The sequence below is a fragment of the Ochrobactrum sp. P6BSIII genome, assembly GCF_014138065.1.
Classification (GTDB): Bacteria; Pseudomonadota; Alphaproteobacteria; order Rhizobiales; family Rhizobiaceae; genus Brucella.
Map to the genome: position 1 here is coordinate 47,821 of NZ_JACGXB010000019.1, position 14,479 is coordinate 62,299.

The window sequence follows — 14,479 nt, forward strand, 5'->3', positions numbered from 1 at the left end:
TTCATGATCCAAGGCTCTCAAATGGAACGCTCCACCATCGTCCGGGTGCATGAAGGGCTGCATGCACGCCCCGCAACCCGCTTCGTCAAGCTCGCCAAGGGGTTCGAGTGTAATATCGAGATCGCAAAGAGCGGCAAAAGCGTCAGCGCGAAAAGCTCCGTCAAACTCATGCTGCTCGGCGTTAAGGAAAATGACGAAGTCACCGTGCGTGCCGAAGGGGCCGACGCAATTGAAGCGCTGGAAGCGCTGATCGGCTATCTCGAAAACCCGCGTGCGGGGCTTGAAGAAAGCGAAGGCGCAGCGGTTGCTGCCGTCGCAGAAGCTGCTCCCGTCGTTGTCGCTCCGGTCGCAAACGCTGCGGTTACAGCGTTGCCGGAAGGGCAGATCAAGGGCGTTGCCGCCAGCGAAGGTCTTTCGCTTGGTGAGGCGTTTCCGTTTTTCCCAGCCGAAATCACGCCGGGAACCGGCAAGTTGGCAGCAGACGAAATCGAACCGGAGATCAGCCGTTACGAGGCGGCCGTCGCGACTGTTCAGGAACGGATGGAACATTCGCTCGCGCGTGGCGATCTGGCCGAAAGCGATCGCGGTATCGTTGCCGCGTTGAAGGACATCGCCTCCGACGACAGCCTGCGGGATGAAGCACTTGCGCTCATTCGCGGCGGGATGGATGCCGTCTCTGCGACGCTCGGTGCCGCCTCGGCGGTCGCCCAGCAATTTGCAAGCCTCGACGATCCATATCTCAACGCCCGTGCCGATGATGTGCACGCGATCAGCCGCCAGATATGCCTCGCTTTGCTCGGTCAGGAAGATCTCAATCTCGACGGTCTACCGGACGGTGCCATTCTGATTGCCGAAGACATTGGTGCCTGGGATCTGGCGCGCGCACCGCTGAAGCGCATCCGCGGCGTTGTTTGCGGCCATGGCGGTGCGACCTCGCATGTCGCCATCATTGCTCGCACGCACGGAATCCCGGCGGTGCTTGGGCTTGGCGACGCCGTTCATACGCTGAAGACGGCGCGCAAGGTCGCTGTCGACGGCAGCGCCGGTATTGTTCATCAGGATCCGGATGCCATCGTTCTGGCTGATATCGAAAGCCGCATTGCAAAAGCCACGGAAGAACAGCGTGCGCTGGACAAGTATCGTGATTTCATTCCGCGGCGTGCCGATGGCGTGACGATTGAAGTTGCGGCCAATCTCGGCGCTTTGGAGGAAATCGAAGCGGCACAGACTGCTGGTGCGATGGGCATCGGCCTTTTCCGCACCGAACTTCTGTTCATGAAGCATATCCATTTGCCGTCTGAAGACATGCAGATGGAAACCTATGCGGCGCTTCTGCGGGCTTTTGCACCACAGTCCGTCATTGTCCGCACACTCGATATCGGCGGTGACAAGCCCGTCGCCGGCATTGAGTTTCCTGAAGAGGAAAACCCCTTCCTCGGCTGGCGCGGCATCCGCATGTGCCTTGACCGCCCGGAAGTGTTCAAGCCGCAATTGCGAGCCCTGCTTCGCGCTGCCGTGCATGGCAATCTGAAGGTCATGCTGCCCATGGTTTCCGATATTGAGGAAATCCGGGCGACAAAGGTTCTTATTGCCGAATGCGAGCGCGAGCTGGCGGCGGAAGGCAAGCCTTACGGCACATTTGAACTCGGCGTGATGATCGAAACACCGGCAGCGGTTTTTGCCGCCGATCAACTGGCCAAGGAATCCGCGTTCTTCTCCATCGGCACCAACGATCTGACGCAATATGTGATGGCGGCAGACCGGCTCAACCCGACGGTGGCAAAGCTGAACGACGTGCACCATCCAGCCGTGATGGCAGCCATTGAAATGACTGCGAAAGCGGCCACATCGGCGGGCATCATGGTGGGCATGTGCGGGGAAGCAGCAGGCAAGCCGGATCTCATTCCGGAATTTATCCGCATGGGATTGACCGAGCTCAGCATGAGCCCAGCTTCCATTCCCCGTGCCAAAAAAATCATCGCCGACCTGTTCGGCGCATGAACCGCCTCGGTTAAGGCAAATGGGCGATCAGCGTCGCGAAGAGGGTTTCGAGCTTCTTCGCGTCGCGGGTCTCCGCCGCAACCACCAGCCGCTCATACCGTGCTTCCAGCACCATGAACACGCTTTCCAGCGGGTCGATATCGGCGAGGTCGGCAGGCTTTACAGTCGCCAGCCCGCAGGACAGGCAAGCGGCGGCAAGCCCGATCACTTCCGCCTTGCGCAGATTTTCCGGATCGCACGAGGCTTCAGACGACATCGAGCGCACAGGCCTTTCAGCCAGAGACTCCAGAAACAGCGCGGTCAGCGCCTGTGCAACCGTTGCTGTATCGCGCAGAACGTCCGCATGTTTGCGCAGCAGACGCCCGTGGATCACGGAAAAAGCCGCTTCGTGGATCAGCGCATTTTCGAGTCCGTAACGGCGCATCGTCCCCTTGAGGAAATAATACATATCGCTGCGGAAACCCCGCGCGCCTTCCGCGCCGGTGCCAAAATAGAAGGAAAGGCTGCGCATCTGCGGCGCGCCATGATGTTTGGCCGGTTCGGACGAGATGAACGAAATCGAGATCGCTTCTGCGGCGGTCAGCGCCGTATCCATCACGCCTGCGGCATGGCCCAGCAGAGCTTCCGGTGCAGGCAGACTGTTTTCGGGCGTATGCGCAGTTTGCCGGGCGCGCCTTATGACATAGCGCACGTCCCGCAGACGGTCTTTCAGACTAACAGCGATTTCATCAGAAAGTGTGCGCAGCATGACTGATCTCTTCGCTCCTTGCTAGGCCAACAATCGTATCTTAACCGATACAAAAGAAGTATTGTTTTCCTCGTCCAGGAAAAGCAATAGGTTCCATATTCACAAAGACGCAAACTGTAAGAATTTTGGGGAATCGATTTGAAAAAGACCGCCAAGGGGAAACGGAACGCAGCTGAAACCAACGACCTTCTGGTTGGATCCGAAGGCGTTGCAGCGGAAAACCGCACCAGCCGCCTCAGAACCCGTGCGGCGTGGATGTATTACGTCGAGCAGATGACCCAGAGCGATATTGCCGATGCGCTGGGTGTCGGTCGTGTGACCATCGTGCGTCTCCTTGCCGATGCGCGCGCCCGCAATGAGGTGAAGATCACCATCGAAGGCAAGCTTTCGGCATTGACGGCGCTGGAAGCGGCCCTTGAAAAGGCTTTCGGGCTGGAACAGGCCATTGTCGCGCCCCTTTCCTCCGCCGACACCGATCCGATTCCGCCCATCAGTGCTGCGACAGGTGCCTATCTGTCGGAAAAAATCCAGCATGGCATGCGCATTGGCGTCGGCTGGGGTCGCACCTTGTCCAGCACCTTGCAGCATATCGGCTCGCGCCCGGTCAACGATCTGAAGGTTATTTCGCTGCTGGGCGGCATTGTGCAGCCACGACGCTCCAACCCGCCGGAATTTGCCTGGCAATTCGCGCAAATGCTGCAAGGCGAAGGCTACCTTATCCCCGCGCCTGCCCTTGTGGACAGCAAGGAGACCCGAACCGCATTGATCGAGCGCTGTGGTCTCAATACGGTTCTGGACATGGCCGAAGATCTCGACATGGTGCTACTCAGCATCGGCGGCATCGAAACGGCCAGCAGCACATCGTACCGCGTGGGCCTTGTGGATGACCAGCAAAAGCAATCATTGCTCGCCAATGGCGCAGTCGGTGACGTTCTGTTCCACTTCTACGACGCCGATGGCCGTATCGTTGATGATCCTGTGCATGAACGCGTCATGTCTGCCAGCATCGAAAGCTTGCAGAAAACGCCGCAACGTCTCCTCACATCCGGCGGCACGGAAAAGATCGAAGCGCTTCTGGGTGCGATGAAGCTTCTGCGTCCAACGGTTTTCATAACCGACGAGGAAAGCGCTGCCGAAATGCTCCGCCGCATCGGTCATTCCGTTCCGAACTGAAGCGTAAAATACAGATAATACAAACAGATAGAGCGCTTTCGTGATCTTACACGAAAGCGCTCTATTCAATTCAGCCAAAGTCGCTGCGGCGAAATTACTTGCGCAGTTCGGCTTCGATTTCGTCCAGAACCTTGTCCTTGCCGATACCGGTCAGGAAAGCGAGACCCTTGATCACCCGCTTTTCGACTGCGGCGGAAATCGGCGTCGTCGAGACGATGAAATCGACATTGTCAGCCAGTGAGGGCACCTCGGTAGCCTTGGCCTGCTGCGCATTGAAGGTCAGCCCGCGCTTTTTCATTTCTTCGGTCACGGCGGCATTCACAGCGGTGGATGTTGCCACGCCGGTGCCGCAGGCAAAGAGAATCGTTTTCATTTTGGCCATTTTGTTTCCTCCGATTAGCCCAGCACAACTTCAACGTCAGCGAGCGTGCGCGCATTCTTTAAATTGTCCAGCGCGTCCTCATTTTGAATCGTCGCCATAACCTGCTGCAAGGTCTCGATCTGCTTGTCCTTGTCATTGATGGCAAGCAGGAAAACAAAACCGACAGGCACTTCCTCTTCCGGATCTTCCATATTGGAAAAGATGACGGGAGATTTCAGCGTAGCGAAAGCGATGCCCGCTTTCAGGACATGCTCAGGATCAGTATGCGGAACGGCGACGTTTTCTTCGCGCTCCAGCGGCAGACCGGTTGGCATGGTCTGTTCCCGCTTCACGACCGCATCCGCATAGCTTGGCTTTACATAACCGAGCCGTTCCAGCTTTGCTGCCAGAATACGGATGATCTCCTCATTGGTTTTGGCCTCGCTCTGCAGCTCTATCGCTTCAGGGTCGAGAAAAGCCATCAGGCCGTTCGCCATTCCATCCTCCATTTCAGATAGCCGCATACCTCTCCGGTATGCGGCCAGTATTGCTTTTGTGCCTTACCAGTTGTTCTGCTCGGCTGGCTCGTCTTCTGCACCGGCTGCCCGTTCCCAACCATCGGTGTTGCGACGATAGAGAATGAACAGCACTGCGATGACAACTGCGAGAGCCGCAATGCCGACCACGCCCAACCACTGGATTGCGGCGATGATGACATAAGGCACCCACAGGAAGCCGTCGACAACAGAAGTGATCTGCAGCGCGTTTTCCGGCAGTTTGAAGCCGGACGCAACGGCAGCACTCGTGAAGAGCGGAGCAAGCGCATTGGCCACATAGAAGCCGATGGCGAGTGTCACGGTACCGACGACAACCATGCGGAACACATTGCCCTTCAACAGCGGCGCAGTCATGGCGACGATGAACGGGATAACCGCAAGATCGGCGAACAGGATGACGCGGTTGCCCGGCAGAATCACCGACAGGATGATCGCGATAGGCACGAGGATCAGCGACGACGAGATTGCAGCCGGGTGGCCGATCAGGATTGCCGAATCAAGACCAACCAGCAGTTCGCGGTCGCCGGTGCGCTTGCGCACGAATTCCTGTGCGGCGTCAGAAACCGGCAGCAGGCCTTCCATCAGGATTTTGACCATGCGCGGCAGAAGCAGCATCACGGCGGCAAGCGTCATGCCGGTGCCGAGCACCTTGGCCAGCACATGGCCGAAATCGCCTGCATTGTAGAAAGCGATCAGGCCGAGCACGAGACCGATGATCAGGCCCAGAACCACAGGCTCACCGAAGACGCCGAAGCGGCGCTCGATGGTTTCGGTGCTGATGTGGATCTTGTTGATGCCAGGAATGCGATCCATGATCCAGTTGAGCACGATAGCGATCGGCAGAATCTGCGCCGATGCCAGATGCGGCACCGAAACGCCCGGAACGCCATAGAACTGCTGCACGGCGCGTGCCGACCAGTCAGCAAACAGAAGCGACAGAGCGGCAACGAGGGCTGCAACGATAATGCCATAGGCCAGATTGTCCGTTGCGGCGACGACGAGCGAGCCGACAAAGGCAAAGTGCCAGAAATTCCACACGTCGACATTGAGTGTGCGGGTCCAGCGCATCAAAAGCAGCACGATATTGACCAGAATGCCGACCGGAATCACCCAGAGGCCCACGGACGAACCGAAAGCGATGGCGGCAGCCGAAGGCCAGCCAACATCAACGATGTCGCGCTTGATACCTGTATTGGTAACGATGGCCTGAGCCACCTCGCCAATGGAGGTGAACATCAGCCCCAGAACGAGGTTGATACCGATAAAGGCGACGCCGATGGTGACGGCCGCACGGAAGGCTTTGCCCACCTTTGCGCCAAGAACCACGGCAATAATGAAGATGACGATGGGGAGCAGGACCGTCGCTCCCAACGTATCGATGGCAGATTTCAGGCCGCTTAGAAATGCGTCCATAGTTTTCTCCTCCCCCCAGTCATTCTCCAACGAATGCCAGGCCGTTCGAACGCTTGTATCAAGTTCCGCGCCGTATGCCCCCACAATCGATTTTGTTGTGTTGCATTTTGAAACACCGGGCAGAACATTTGTTTTTTATATCAGACCAATGTTTGTTCACAAGCGTTAAAGCGCGGTAAGGAATAACAGGTTCGACGAGTGTGATAAATGTACACTCGTATTGACTTGGAAACAAATGTTCATTATCGACTATTGGAAGAGAGGCGTGAAGGCGCCTGGAGGAACATCAGGAGGAAAAGATGGCGACGAATGTGGCGTTGACGGGCTTGGCACGTGATATGCAGGCGCGTGCGGACAGCGGGCGGCCGATCCGCATCGGGCTGATTGGCTCCGGCGAAATGGGCACCGATATCGTAACGCGCGTGGCGCATATGCCTGGCATCGAAATTGGCGCCATTTCCGAACTGCGCGTTCCAAACGCTTTGAAAGCAGTTGATATCGCCTATCAGGAAGAAGGTCACGGCAAGGAAGTTTCGAACGCCTCCGAACTGACCTCGGCCATGGAAGGCGGCAAGGTTGCCGTTACGGACAATGCCAACCTGATCCTCGAAAATGATTTGATTGATGTTGTGATCGACGCCACCGGCGTTCCGGCTGTAGGCGCTGAAATCGGCCTGCGCGCCATGGAACATGGCAAGCATCTCGTGATGATGAATGTCGAAGCCGACGTCACCATCGGCGCTTACCTCAAGGCTGAGGCCGACCGTCTGGGCGTTACCTATTCGCTCGGTGCTGGCGACGAGCCGTCTTCCTGCATGGAACTGATCGAATTCGTTTCCGCCATGGGTCACCCCATCGTTGCCGCTGGCAAGGGCAAGAACAACCCGCTCAATATCGACGCCATTCCCGATGACTATCTGGAGGAAGCCAAGCGCCGCAACATGAATGTGCGTATGCTGGTTGAGTTCGTCGACGGCTCCAAGACCATGGTTGAAATGGCGGCCATCGCCAATGCTACCGGCCTTGTGCCCGACAAGCCAGGCATGCACGGCCCTGCCGCAACGCTCGACCAACTCAACAAGACGCTGATTCCGGAAAAGGATGGCGGCGTGCTGTCGAAGGTCGGCGTGGTGGATTATTCCATCGGCAAGGGCGTTGCACCCGGCGTCTTCGTTGTCGCCGACATGTCGCATCCGCGCGTTTCCGAACGCATGGAAGATCTGAAAATGGGCAAGGGTCCATATTTCACCTTCCACCGCCCATATCACTTGACCTCGCTTGAAGTTCCACTGACCTGCGCCCGCGTCGTGCTTTACGGCAAGCCGGATATGGTGCCGCTGGCCAAGCCCGTTGCCGAAGTTTGCGCAGTCGCCAAGAAGGACATGCAGCCGGGCGAAAAGCTCGATGCCATCGGCGAATATTGCTACCGCGCCTGGATCATGACGTCTGGCGAAGCGCGCACTGCGCATGCCATTCCCTGCGGCCTTCTTCAGGGCGGCAGCGTGACGAAGCCGATCAAGAAGGGCGAACTCATCACCTATGACAATGCAGCCGTCGCGCCGGGTTCGAAGATTGCCGAACTGCGCGCCCGCCAGGACAAGCTCGTTTACGGAGCATAAGGAGCCGCACCATGGTTCAAGCCAGAAAGATTGATGCGCAGGCAGCGGATCGCCACAACCTGCCCTTCGCTTTCCGTACCTATTCTCCGGAACAGCTGAAGGAAGCGTTGCACAAGATGTATCTCATCCGCCGCTTCGAAGAAGGCGCGGAAGAAAGCTACACGCGCGGTTTCATCCACGGCACGATGCACCTGTCGATTGGACAGGAAGCAAGCGCCATGGGTTCCTGCCTGCCGCTGACCGAAGATGACATGATCACCTCGACCCATCGCGGCCATGGTCATTGCATCGCCAAGGGCGCAGATGTGAAGCGCATGTTTGCCGAGTTCTTCGGCAAGGAAACCGGCTATTGCAAGGGCCGCGGCGGCTCGATGCACATTGCCGACGTTTCCAAGGGCAATCTCGGCGCCAATGGCATTGTCGGCGGCGGTATTCCGATCGCAGTCGGTGCTGCCCTTTCCGCCAAAAAACAGAAGAACAACAAGGTTGTCGTGTCGTTCTTCGGCGATGGCGCCAACAATGAAGGCGCTTTCCATGAAGCGCTCAACATGGCTTCCGTCTGGAAGCTGCCGGTCGTTTTCGTCTGCGAAAACAACGGCTATGGCATGTCTACTTCAACCAAGCGTTCAACGGCGGTGGCCAATGTCGCGGACCGTGCCTCGGCCTACAACATGCCGGGCAAGGTCGTGGACGGCAACAACCTCTCCGACGTGGCCGAGGCCATCAACGAGGCGGTGGAACGCGCACGGCGCGGCGAAGGCCCTTCGCTGATCGAAAACAAGACCTACCGACTGCGCGGTCATTCGAAGAGCGACCGCAACCGCTATCGCACCAAGGAAGAGATCGAGGATTGGGCGAATAATCGCGATCCTATCGCGCATTTCGAGGCTGATCTGAAGGCTTATGGCGTGATCGACGACAAGGAGATCGAAGCCATTCGGGCCAATGTCGAGAAGGAAATCGCTGACGCAATTGAATTCGCGAAGAACAGTCCTTCTCCCGACCTCACCAACCTGACCCGCGACGTATATACGGACGAAATCTGATCATGGACACCACAATCCGCGAGTTGAGCTATTCGCAAGCCATTCAGGAAGCCATGGCGATTGCCATGGAGCGCGACGACCGCGTTTTCCTGATGGGCGAGGACATCGGCGTCTATGGCGGCGCGTTTCAGGTTACCGGCGATCTCGTGCATCGCTTCGGTGAAGACCGCGTCATGGACACGCCTATTTCCGAACTGGGCGGCGCTGGCGTCGCCGTCGGCGCAGCGCTCACCGGCATGCGCCCGATCTTCGAATTCCAGTTCTCCGACTTTGCCGCTCTGGCCATGGAACAGATCGTCAATCAAGCCGCAAAAATCCGCTATATGCTGGGTGGTGCGGTTTCGGTGCCGCTGGTCATGCGCTTTCCCGCCGGTTCCGGCACGGGTGCCGCTGCACAGCATAGCCAGAGCCTCGAAGCCTGGCTTGGCCATGTGCCGGGTCTGAAAGTCTTGCAGCCATCCACGCCGCATGACGTCAAGGGCATGCTGCTTGCAGCCGTTGAAGACCCAGATCCGGTCATGATCTTCGAGCACAAGTTGCTTTACAAGATGAAAGGCCCGGTGCCTGAAGGCTATTACACCGTGCCAATCGGCAAGGCCGAAGTGGTGCGCGAAGGCCGCGATCTCACCATTGTCGCGACCGCCATCATGGTGCACAAGGCACTGGATGCGGCGGCAGAACTGGCCAAGGAAGGTATCGACGTCGAAGTCATCGATCTGCGCACCGTGCGCCCGATTGACCGCGACACGATCATCAAGAGCGTCAAGAAGACCTCCAAGCTGCTTTGCGTCTATGAAGCTGTGAAAACGCTCGGCATCGGCGCAGAAATCTCGGCCATCGTCGCTGAAAGCGATGCTTTCGATTATCTCGACGCCCCCATTGTGCGTCTTGGCGGCGCAGAAACACCAATTCCGTACAATCCGGATCTGGAACGCGCGACCGTGCCTCAGGTGCCCGACATCCTCAAGAGCGCCCGCGACCTTGCCAAGGGAGTGCGCTGACCATGGCAGTGGAAGTCATCCTGCCGAAAGTCGACATGGATATGGAGACCGGCCAGATTTCGCGCTGGTACGCCAAGGATGGCGATACCGTCACGAAAGGCCAGCTCCTGTTCGAGATCGAAACGGATAAGGCGGCCATGGAAGTGGACGCACCGGCCAGCGGAATTCTCGGTAATGTGACTGCCGCCGAAGGCACGGTCGTGCCGGTTGGTCAGGCTGTCGCCTGGATTTACGAAGAAGGCGAAGAGCGCAAAACACCACCATCCGTTGAGCTCACCGCCGATGCGCAGCCTGCTCCCTCGCAGAGCGCGCCTGTACCGGTTCGGGAGGCTGCACCCCAACCTGTCGAACCGGTCATTTCCGTCTCCCAAGGCGCTGCCGCTCAGGACACAGCCGTGCGTGCAACGCCACTTGCACGCCGGCTGGCCCGCGAGGCCGGTATCGATCTGGAGGCGATTGCGGGTTCCGGTCCCAAGGGGCGCGTGCAGAAAAAGGATGTCGAGGCGAAGATTGGCTCTGCCCCGGCTGCTGTCGCACCGGCACAGCCTTCGGCTCCAGTATCGGCTCCGCTGTCCAAACCTGTGGCGACCTTCTCCGCAGGTTCCGCGGCCTCGCTCAATGCCGTCTGGTTGCGTGAGGGTGAAGCCGGAAAACTGCCGATTGTCCTGATCCATGGCTTCGCCGCCGACCTCAATTCGTGGCGCGGTCTGCTTGCAGGGGCGACACTCGGCCACCCGGTTCTGGCGCTTGACCTACCCGGTCATGGAGCGTCCACGCGTGCGGTGCCGGATAGCATTGATGCTATCGCTGAAGCTGTTGAAGCCACACTCGCCGCCTTTGGCGTGAATGCCTGCCTGCTTGGCGGCCATTCCTTCGGTGGCGGCGTTGCCGCAACTGTTGCAGCACGCGGCATTGTCGATGTGCGCTCGCTGGTGTTGATTTCGTCCGCTGGTCTCGGTCCCGAGATCAACGGCGCCTTCACCAAGGGCCTCATCGCCGCAAAAAGCGAGGCGAGCATTACGCCGTGGCTGAAGCTCCTGGTCAGCGACGAAAGCCTGCTCACGCGGCCTTTCATCAATGCCACGGTCGCTCAAGCTGCCGATACCGAATTGCGTGCCGCGCAAAGCGCCATTGCAGAACGGTTCTTCACGGACAGCACCCAGACCTTCGACGTCCGGTCGGCTATCGCCGGATTGCCGATCCCGGTGCGGCTCATCTTCGGTGCGGAAGATCGGATCATTCCTGTCAGCCATGCCCATGGCCTGCCCGGAAAAGTTGGAGTGCATATCTTCCAGCGTTGCGGACATATGCCGCAAATCGAGGAGCGTGCCGAAGTGCTGCGCATTCTCGCCGAATGCGCCCGCGCCGTCGCCTGAAACAACAAAGCCCCGGTTTAACCGGGGCTTTTTTATGCATCAGGCGATGAGCGCCGATAAGGTCCGCTCGACCAGCCGCGCCATGGAGCGCGTCGAGCCGAAAGGCCAGATATCACCTCCGAGATGATAAATATGGCCAGCGCTGACCACCGGCAGGACCGGCCAGATAGCGCTTTCCGTCAATTCCTTTGGCGTCGCTTCATCCAACAGGCAAAGCCGTGTTTCCGGGCTGAGGGACGCAAGCTCCTCCAGCCCAAATGTGGTAAAGCCGAACGGCTGCACGCCACGGTCAACTGCTTCCGAGCAACCAGCCTGCACCAGTGTTTTCATCACTGCCGAATTGGTCGTGAATATTCTCAATCGCGCCACGCCGGGCAAGGGCTGCGCAATCACGACAGGCAGCGGGCCAGAAAGTTTCGCCCGTGCCGCTGACAGGCCATCTTCGAAAGATTGCCATTCGGCTTTGCCGTCCGCCTCGCGCCCCAGTGCGGTTGCGGCAGCGGCGAGATTTGATTTCATATCCTGAAAGAGATCCGCGCTATCGGACGCGCCGTCGAGCAGCACAGTCGGCGCAATGGCCTTGAGGCGCTCGGCAATCGCCTTGTGGCGCAGCGCGGAGGTCAGGATCAAGTCCGGCTTCAGCCGCGTTAGCGCTTCGAGGCTCGGCTGTTGCCGCCCACCGACATCGGTCGCATCGGCAAGTCCATCATTCTCGATATTGACCCACTGGCGATAGCCCGCCAGATCGGCGACGCCCAGCGGGCGAATGCCGAGCGAAAGCGCAATTTCCGTTTCCGCCCATTCAAGGGTTACGATTTTGCGTGGCGCTTCAGCCCGAACGGAAGACGTAAGGGCGGCCAAAGCCGCCCCCACAAGAAATTCACGTCGTGAGAAACTCACTACCATTTCACACTCGTTGTCGCCACGATGGAGCGGCCCTGCCCGTAGTAGCACTGGCTGGTCGAATTACAGCCTGCCACATATTTCTTGTCGCCAAGATTATAGGCATTCACCTGAAGGCGATAGTTGCCAAGATCATAGCGCAGGAAGGCATCAACCAGCGTGTAGGACGGTACGAAGAACGTATTCAGCGTATCGCCTGCGGTCTTGCCGATGCGGCGCACGCCGCCGCCGAGAACGAGATTGCCATCGATATTGTTCGGAAGCGGCACGTTATAGCTCACAAACAGCGACTGCTGGTCCTTCGGCACGGTGTAAGGCAGCTTGCCAACCTGGGCCGGGGTCTGGCTTTCGCTGACTTCCGGGTCCTGGAAGCTCATCGCAGCCGTCAGGTTCAGGCGATCCCACAATTGGGCGGTGCCTTCCAGCTCGACGCCGCGTACCCGCACTTCGTCCGTCTGGTAATAGACGCCGGAAATACGATTGACGACGTTCTGCTGTTCAGCTTCAAAGGCCGAAAGCGTTACGCTGTAATTCGCACCTTCCGGGGCGTATTTGATGCCTACTTCCTTCAACGTGCCGGTGGTCGGTTTGAGCGGCGTATCCGCCAGCGTCAGCGTCGGCAGGAATGAAGTCGAATAAAGCGCGTAAGGCACAAAGCCGCTGTCGAACACATAGGCTACGCCCGCACGACCCGTGAACTTTTCCGGGTCCTGTTCGTAGTCGACGGTGCGGCCCGAAGAAAGCGTCGTCTGCTCGGAATCAACCTTCACAAAGTCCTTGCGACCGCCAAGAGTCACGCGCAGATTGCCTGCCTCGATCTGATCCTGCACATAAATGCCGGTCTGATACTGGTTTTGAAGAAGGCGCGTCGTGGCCTTGACCGGCGTCAGCGGCTGATTGAAGGTCGGGTTGAACAGGTCCTGCGACGGACCGGTCGCCGAGCCGGTATAATTGTCGAGACGCTGCCACTGCTGGTCGACGCCGACCAGCAAAGTGTGCTCCAGCGGACCCGTATCGAAGCGCGATTCAAGTTGCGTGTCGAAGGCGATGGCATCAAGTTCCGGCTGGGCCAGATAATTGGTGCGCGGCAGCGTTGTGCCATTCCAGCCACTGGTTGGCAGCACGCCTGCAAACAGGTTGCGGTAATCGGTCTTCAGATGCGAATAGCGGAAGTTCTGGCGTAGCGTGAACGTATCGTTGAAACGATGCTCGAACTGATAACCGACATAGCCGATTTCTTTCTTATAGGTCGCGCTGCGCGGATCACCATCGGTGAAATCGCGCGGAATGCTCTGGCCGGTCGGGTTCGGCAACACGCTGCCATATGCCGGAATGATCACACCCGCCTGCCCCAGATCATCCTTGAGATAGCCACCGGAAACAATCAGGCTGGTATCAGCATCCGGACGCCAGGCAAAGCTTGGATTGATCGCAATACGGTTGTTCTTGCCCAGATCGTAGGACGTATCGGCATCACGGATCATACCGTTCAGGCGATAGGTGAAACGCGGATCGTTGTTGATCGGTCCGGTCAGATCGAAACCGAATTCCTTGCGCTGGAAACTGCCGCCGCGCAGATAGGCTTCATTGGACGCTTCAGCCTGTGGCTGCTTGCTGACCATGTTGACGATACCGCCGACATTGCTCTGGCCGAACAGCGCTGAACTTGGGCCGCGCAGCACTTCCACGCTTTCGAGCGAATAGGGTTCGACCACAAAGCCCGAATAGCCGCCGGTCTGGTTGGCGATCTGCGGAATACGGATACCGTCGAGATAGAGATCAGCCGGGAAGCCGCGAATAGTATAGTAATCCGAGCGCACATCCGCGCCGTAACGCTGACCGTTCACATTAGCGCTGTAAAGCAGTGCTTCACTCACCGACGAAACAGCGCGATCATTCATGTTGTCGCGTGTGACGACAGAAATCGATTGCGGTGTTTCGCGGATCGGCGTGTCACTCTTGGTAGCTGCGCGGCTATATTCGGCGATGTAACCCTTGACCGGGACGCGAGGCCCCTTGTCACCAGAGGTTTGCACCTCGATGGTGTTGAGCTGAATGACGCCCGTATCCTGCGCCATCGCCGGAACCGCGACGGCGCCAAGCGCCACGCTTCCAAGAAGCACGGTTTTGAGCAGCGATCCGGCGTGCCCGCTGTTATGAATGCGATCTGTGTTACGCACGGTGTCCCTGCTCGTCTTCAACCCTGTTCTCCTGCCGTTTTCTGCAAAACGGCTACTGCCCGCAGCCCGTCAAAGCAGCGGTTATAGCGATTATTTTTTAT

General features: G+C 58.3%; 12 protein-coding genes. 6 read left to right on the top strand and 6 right to left on the bottom strand.

The annotated features are described in order from the left end of the window. The first annotated feature begins 21 nt into the window (after nt 1-21). Nucleotides 22-2,001: a phosphoenolpyruvate--protein phosphotransferase gene (gene ptsP / locus FHW00_RS21150; RefSeq protein ID WP_078340335.1), complete on the top strand. Its 1,980-nt coding sequence runs from the start codon at nt 22-24 to the stop codon at nt 1,999-2,001. A gap of 10 nt (nt 2,002-2,011) precedes the next feature. On the opposite strand, the gene FHW00_RS21155 is transcribed toward ptsP, so the two are convergent. Continuing rightward, nucleotides 2,012-2,749: a hypothetical protein gene (locus FHW00_RS21155; RefSeq protein WP_078340334.1), complete on the bottom strand. Its 738-nt coding sequence runs from the start codon at nt 2,747-2,749 to the stop codon at nt 2,012-2,014. A gap of 138 nt (nt 2,750-2,887) precedes the next feature. Here FHW00_RS21155 and FHW00_RS21160 point away from each other — a divergent pair, with 138 nt between their 5' ends. Continuing rightward, nucleotides 2,888-3,922 (top strand): sugar-binding transcriptional regulator, encoded by a 1,035-nt coding sequence (locus FHW00_RS21160; RefSeq protein WP_078340333.1) that lies wholly within the window; start codon nt 2,888-2,890, stop codon nt 3,920-3,922. Nucleotides 3,923-4,016: 94 nt separating this feature from the next. On the opposite strand, the gene FHW00_RS21165 is transcribed toward FHW00_RS21160, so the two are convergent. The 3 genes from FHW00_RS21165 to FHW00_RS21175 all read right to left on the bottom strand — a co-directional run bounded on the left by FHW00_RS21165 (nt 4,017) and on the right by FHW00_RS21175 (nt 6,253). After that, nucleotides 4,017-4,304, bottom strand: coding sequence for a PTS sugar transporter subunit IIB (locus tag FHW00_RS21165; RefSeq protein ID WP_078340332.1), 288 nt, complete (start codon nt 4,302-4,304; stop codon nt 4,017-4,019). A 14-nt stretch (nt 4,305-4,318) separates the two neighbouring features. Next, a complete protein-coding gene (locus tag FHW00_RS21170) occupies nt 4,319-4,780 on the bottom strand; it encodes a PTS sugar transporter subunit IIA (protein ID WP_078340331.1) in 462 nt (153 codons plus the stop codon). Nucleotides 4,781-4,843: 63 nt separating this feature from the next. Further along, nucleotides 4,844-6,253 (bottom strand): PTS galactitol transporter subunit IIC, encoded by a 1,410-nt coding sequence (locus FHW00_RS21175; RefSeq protein WP_078340330.1) that lies wholly within the window; start codon nt 6,251-6,253, stop codon nt 4,844-4,846. A gap of 299 nt (nt 6,254-6,552) precedes the next feature. On the opposite strand from FHW00_RS21175, the gene FHW00_RS21180 reads away from it, so the two are divergent. Genes FHW00_RS21180 through FHW00_RS21195 form a run of 4 tightly spaced genes read left to right on the top strand, consistent with a single transcriptional unit; the run spans nt 6,553 to nt 11,295 of the window. After that, nucleotides 6,553-7,872 (top strand): NAD(P)H-dependent oxidoreductase, encoded by a 1,320-nt coding sequence (locus tag FHW00_RS21180; RefSeq protein ID WP_078340329.1) that lies wholly within the window; start codon nt 6,553-6,555, stop codon nt 7,870-7,872. Between the two features lie 11 nt (nt 7,873-7,883). Beyond that, nucleotides 7,884-8,918: a thiamine pyrophosphate-dependent dehydrogenase E1 component subunit alpha gene (locus FHW00_RS21185; RefSeq protein WP_078340328.1), complete on the top strand. Its 1,035-nt coding sequence runs from the start codon at nt 7,884-7,886 to the stop codon at nt 8,916-8,918. A 2-nt stretch (nt 8,919-8,920) separates the two neighbouring features. Further along, nucleotides 8,921-9,919, top strand: coding sequence for an alpha-ketoacid dehydrogenase subunit beta (locus FHW00_RS21190; RefSeq protein WP_078340327.1), 999 nt, complete (start codon nt 8,921-8,923; stop codon nt 9,917-9,919). 2 nt (nt 9,920-9,921) lie between these two features. Continuing rightward, nucleotides 9,922-11,295 carry an acetoin dehydrogenase dihydrolipoyllysine-residue acetyltransferase subunit gene (locus tag FHW00_RS21195; protein WP_078340326.1) on the top strand — a complete coding sequence of 458 codons (1,374 nt, stop codon included), beginning with the start codon at nt 9,922-9,924 and terminating at the stop codon, nt 11,293-11,295. Nucleotides 11,296-11,334: 39 nt separating this feature from the next. Here FHW00_RS21195 and FHW00_RS21200 read toward each other — a convergent pair whose 3' ends face one another. Beyond that, on the bottom strand, nt 11,335-12,201 hold the full coding sequence (locus FHW00_RS21200) for an iron-siderophore ABC transporter substrate-binding protein (RefSeq protein ID WP_078340325.1): 867 nt from the start codon (nt 12,199-12,201) through the stop codon (nt 11,335-11,337). Continuing rightward, entirely contained in the window at nt 12,195-14,399 is a 2,205-nt protein-coding gene (locus tag FHW00_RS21205) for a TonB-dependent siderophore receptor (protein ID WP_445557985.1), read from the bottom strand. The genes FHW00_RS21200 and FHW00_RS21205 overlap by 7 nt, the downstream gene beginning before the upstream one ends. Nucleotides 14,400-14,479: the final 80 nt, after the last annotated feature.

Excerpts from the sequence above, each read along its gene's own strand:
- ptsP (WP_078340335.1), top strand. The coding sequence starts at position 22 with ATGGAACGCTCCACCATCGTCCGGGTGCATGAAGGGCTGCATGCACGC.
- FHW00_RS21155 (WP_078340334.1), bottom strand. The coding sequence starts at position 2,749 with ATGCTGCGCACACTTTCTGATGAAATCGCTGTTAGTCTGAAAGACCGT.
- FHW00_RS21165 (WP_078340332.1), bottom strand. The coding sequence starts at position 4,304 with ATGGCCAAAATGAAAACGATTCTCTTTGCCTGCGGCACCGGCGTGGCA.
- FHW00_RS21170 (WP_078340331.1), bottom strand. The coding sequence starts at position 4,780 with ATGGCGAACGGCCTGATGGCTTTTCTCGACCCTGAAGCGATAGAGCTG.
- FHW00_RS21175 (WP_078340330.1), bottom strand. The coding sequence starts at position 6,253 with ATGGACGCATTTCTAAGCGGCCTGAAATCTGCCATCGATACGTTGGGA.
- FHW00_RS21180 (WP_078340329.1), top strand. The coding sequence starts at position 6,553 with ATGGCGACGAATGTGGCGTTGACGGGCTTGGCACGTGATATGCAGGCG.
- FHW00_RS21185 (WP_078340328.1), top strand. The coding sequence starts at position 7,884 with ATGGTTCAAGCCAGAAAGATTGATGCGCAGGCAGCGGATCGCCACAAC.
- FHW00_RS21190 (WP_078340327.1), top strand. The coding sequence starts at position 8,921 with ATGGACACCACAATCCGCGAGTTGAGCTATTCGCAAGCCATTCAGGAA.
- FHW00_RS21195 (WP_078340326.1), top strand. The coding sequence starts at position 9,922 with ATGGCAGTGGAAGTCATCCTGCCGAAAGTCGACATGGATATGGAGACC.
- FHW00_RS21200 (WP_078340325.1), bottom strand. The coding sequence starts at position 12,201 with ATGGTAGTGAGTTTCTCACGACGTGAATTTCTTGTGGGGGCGGCTTTG.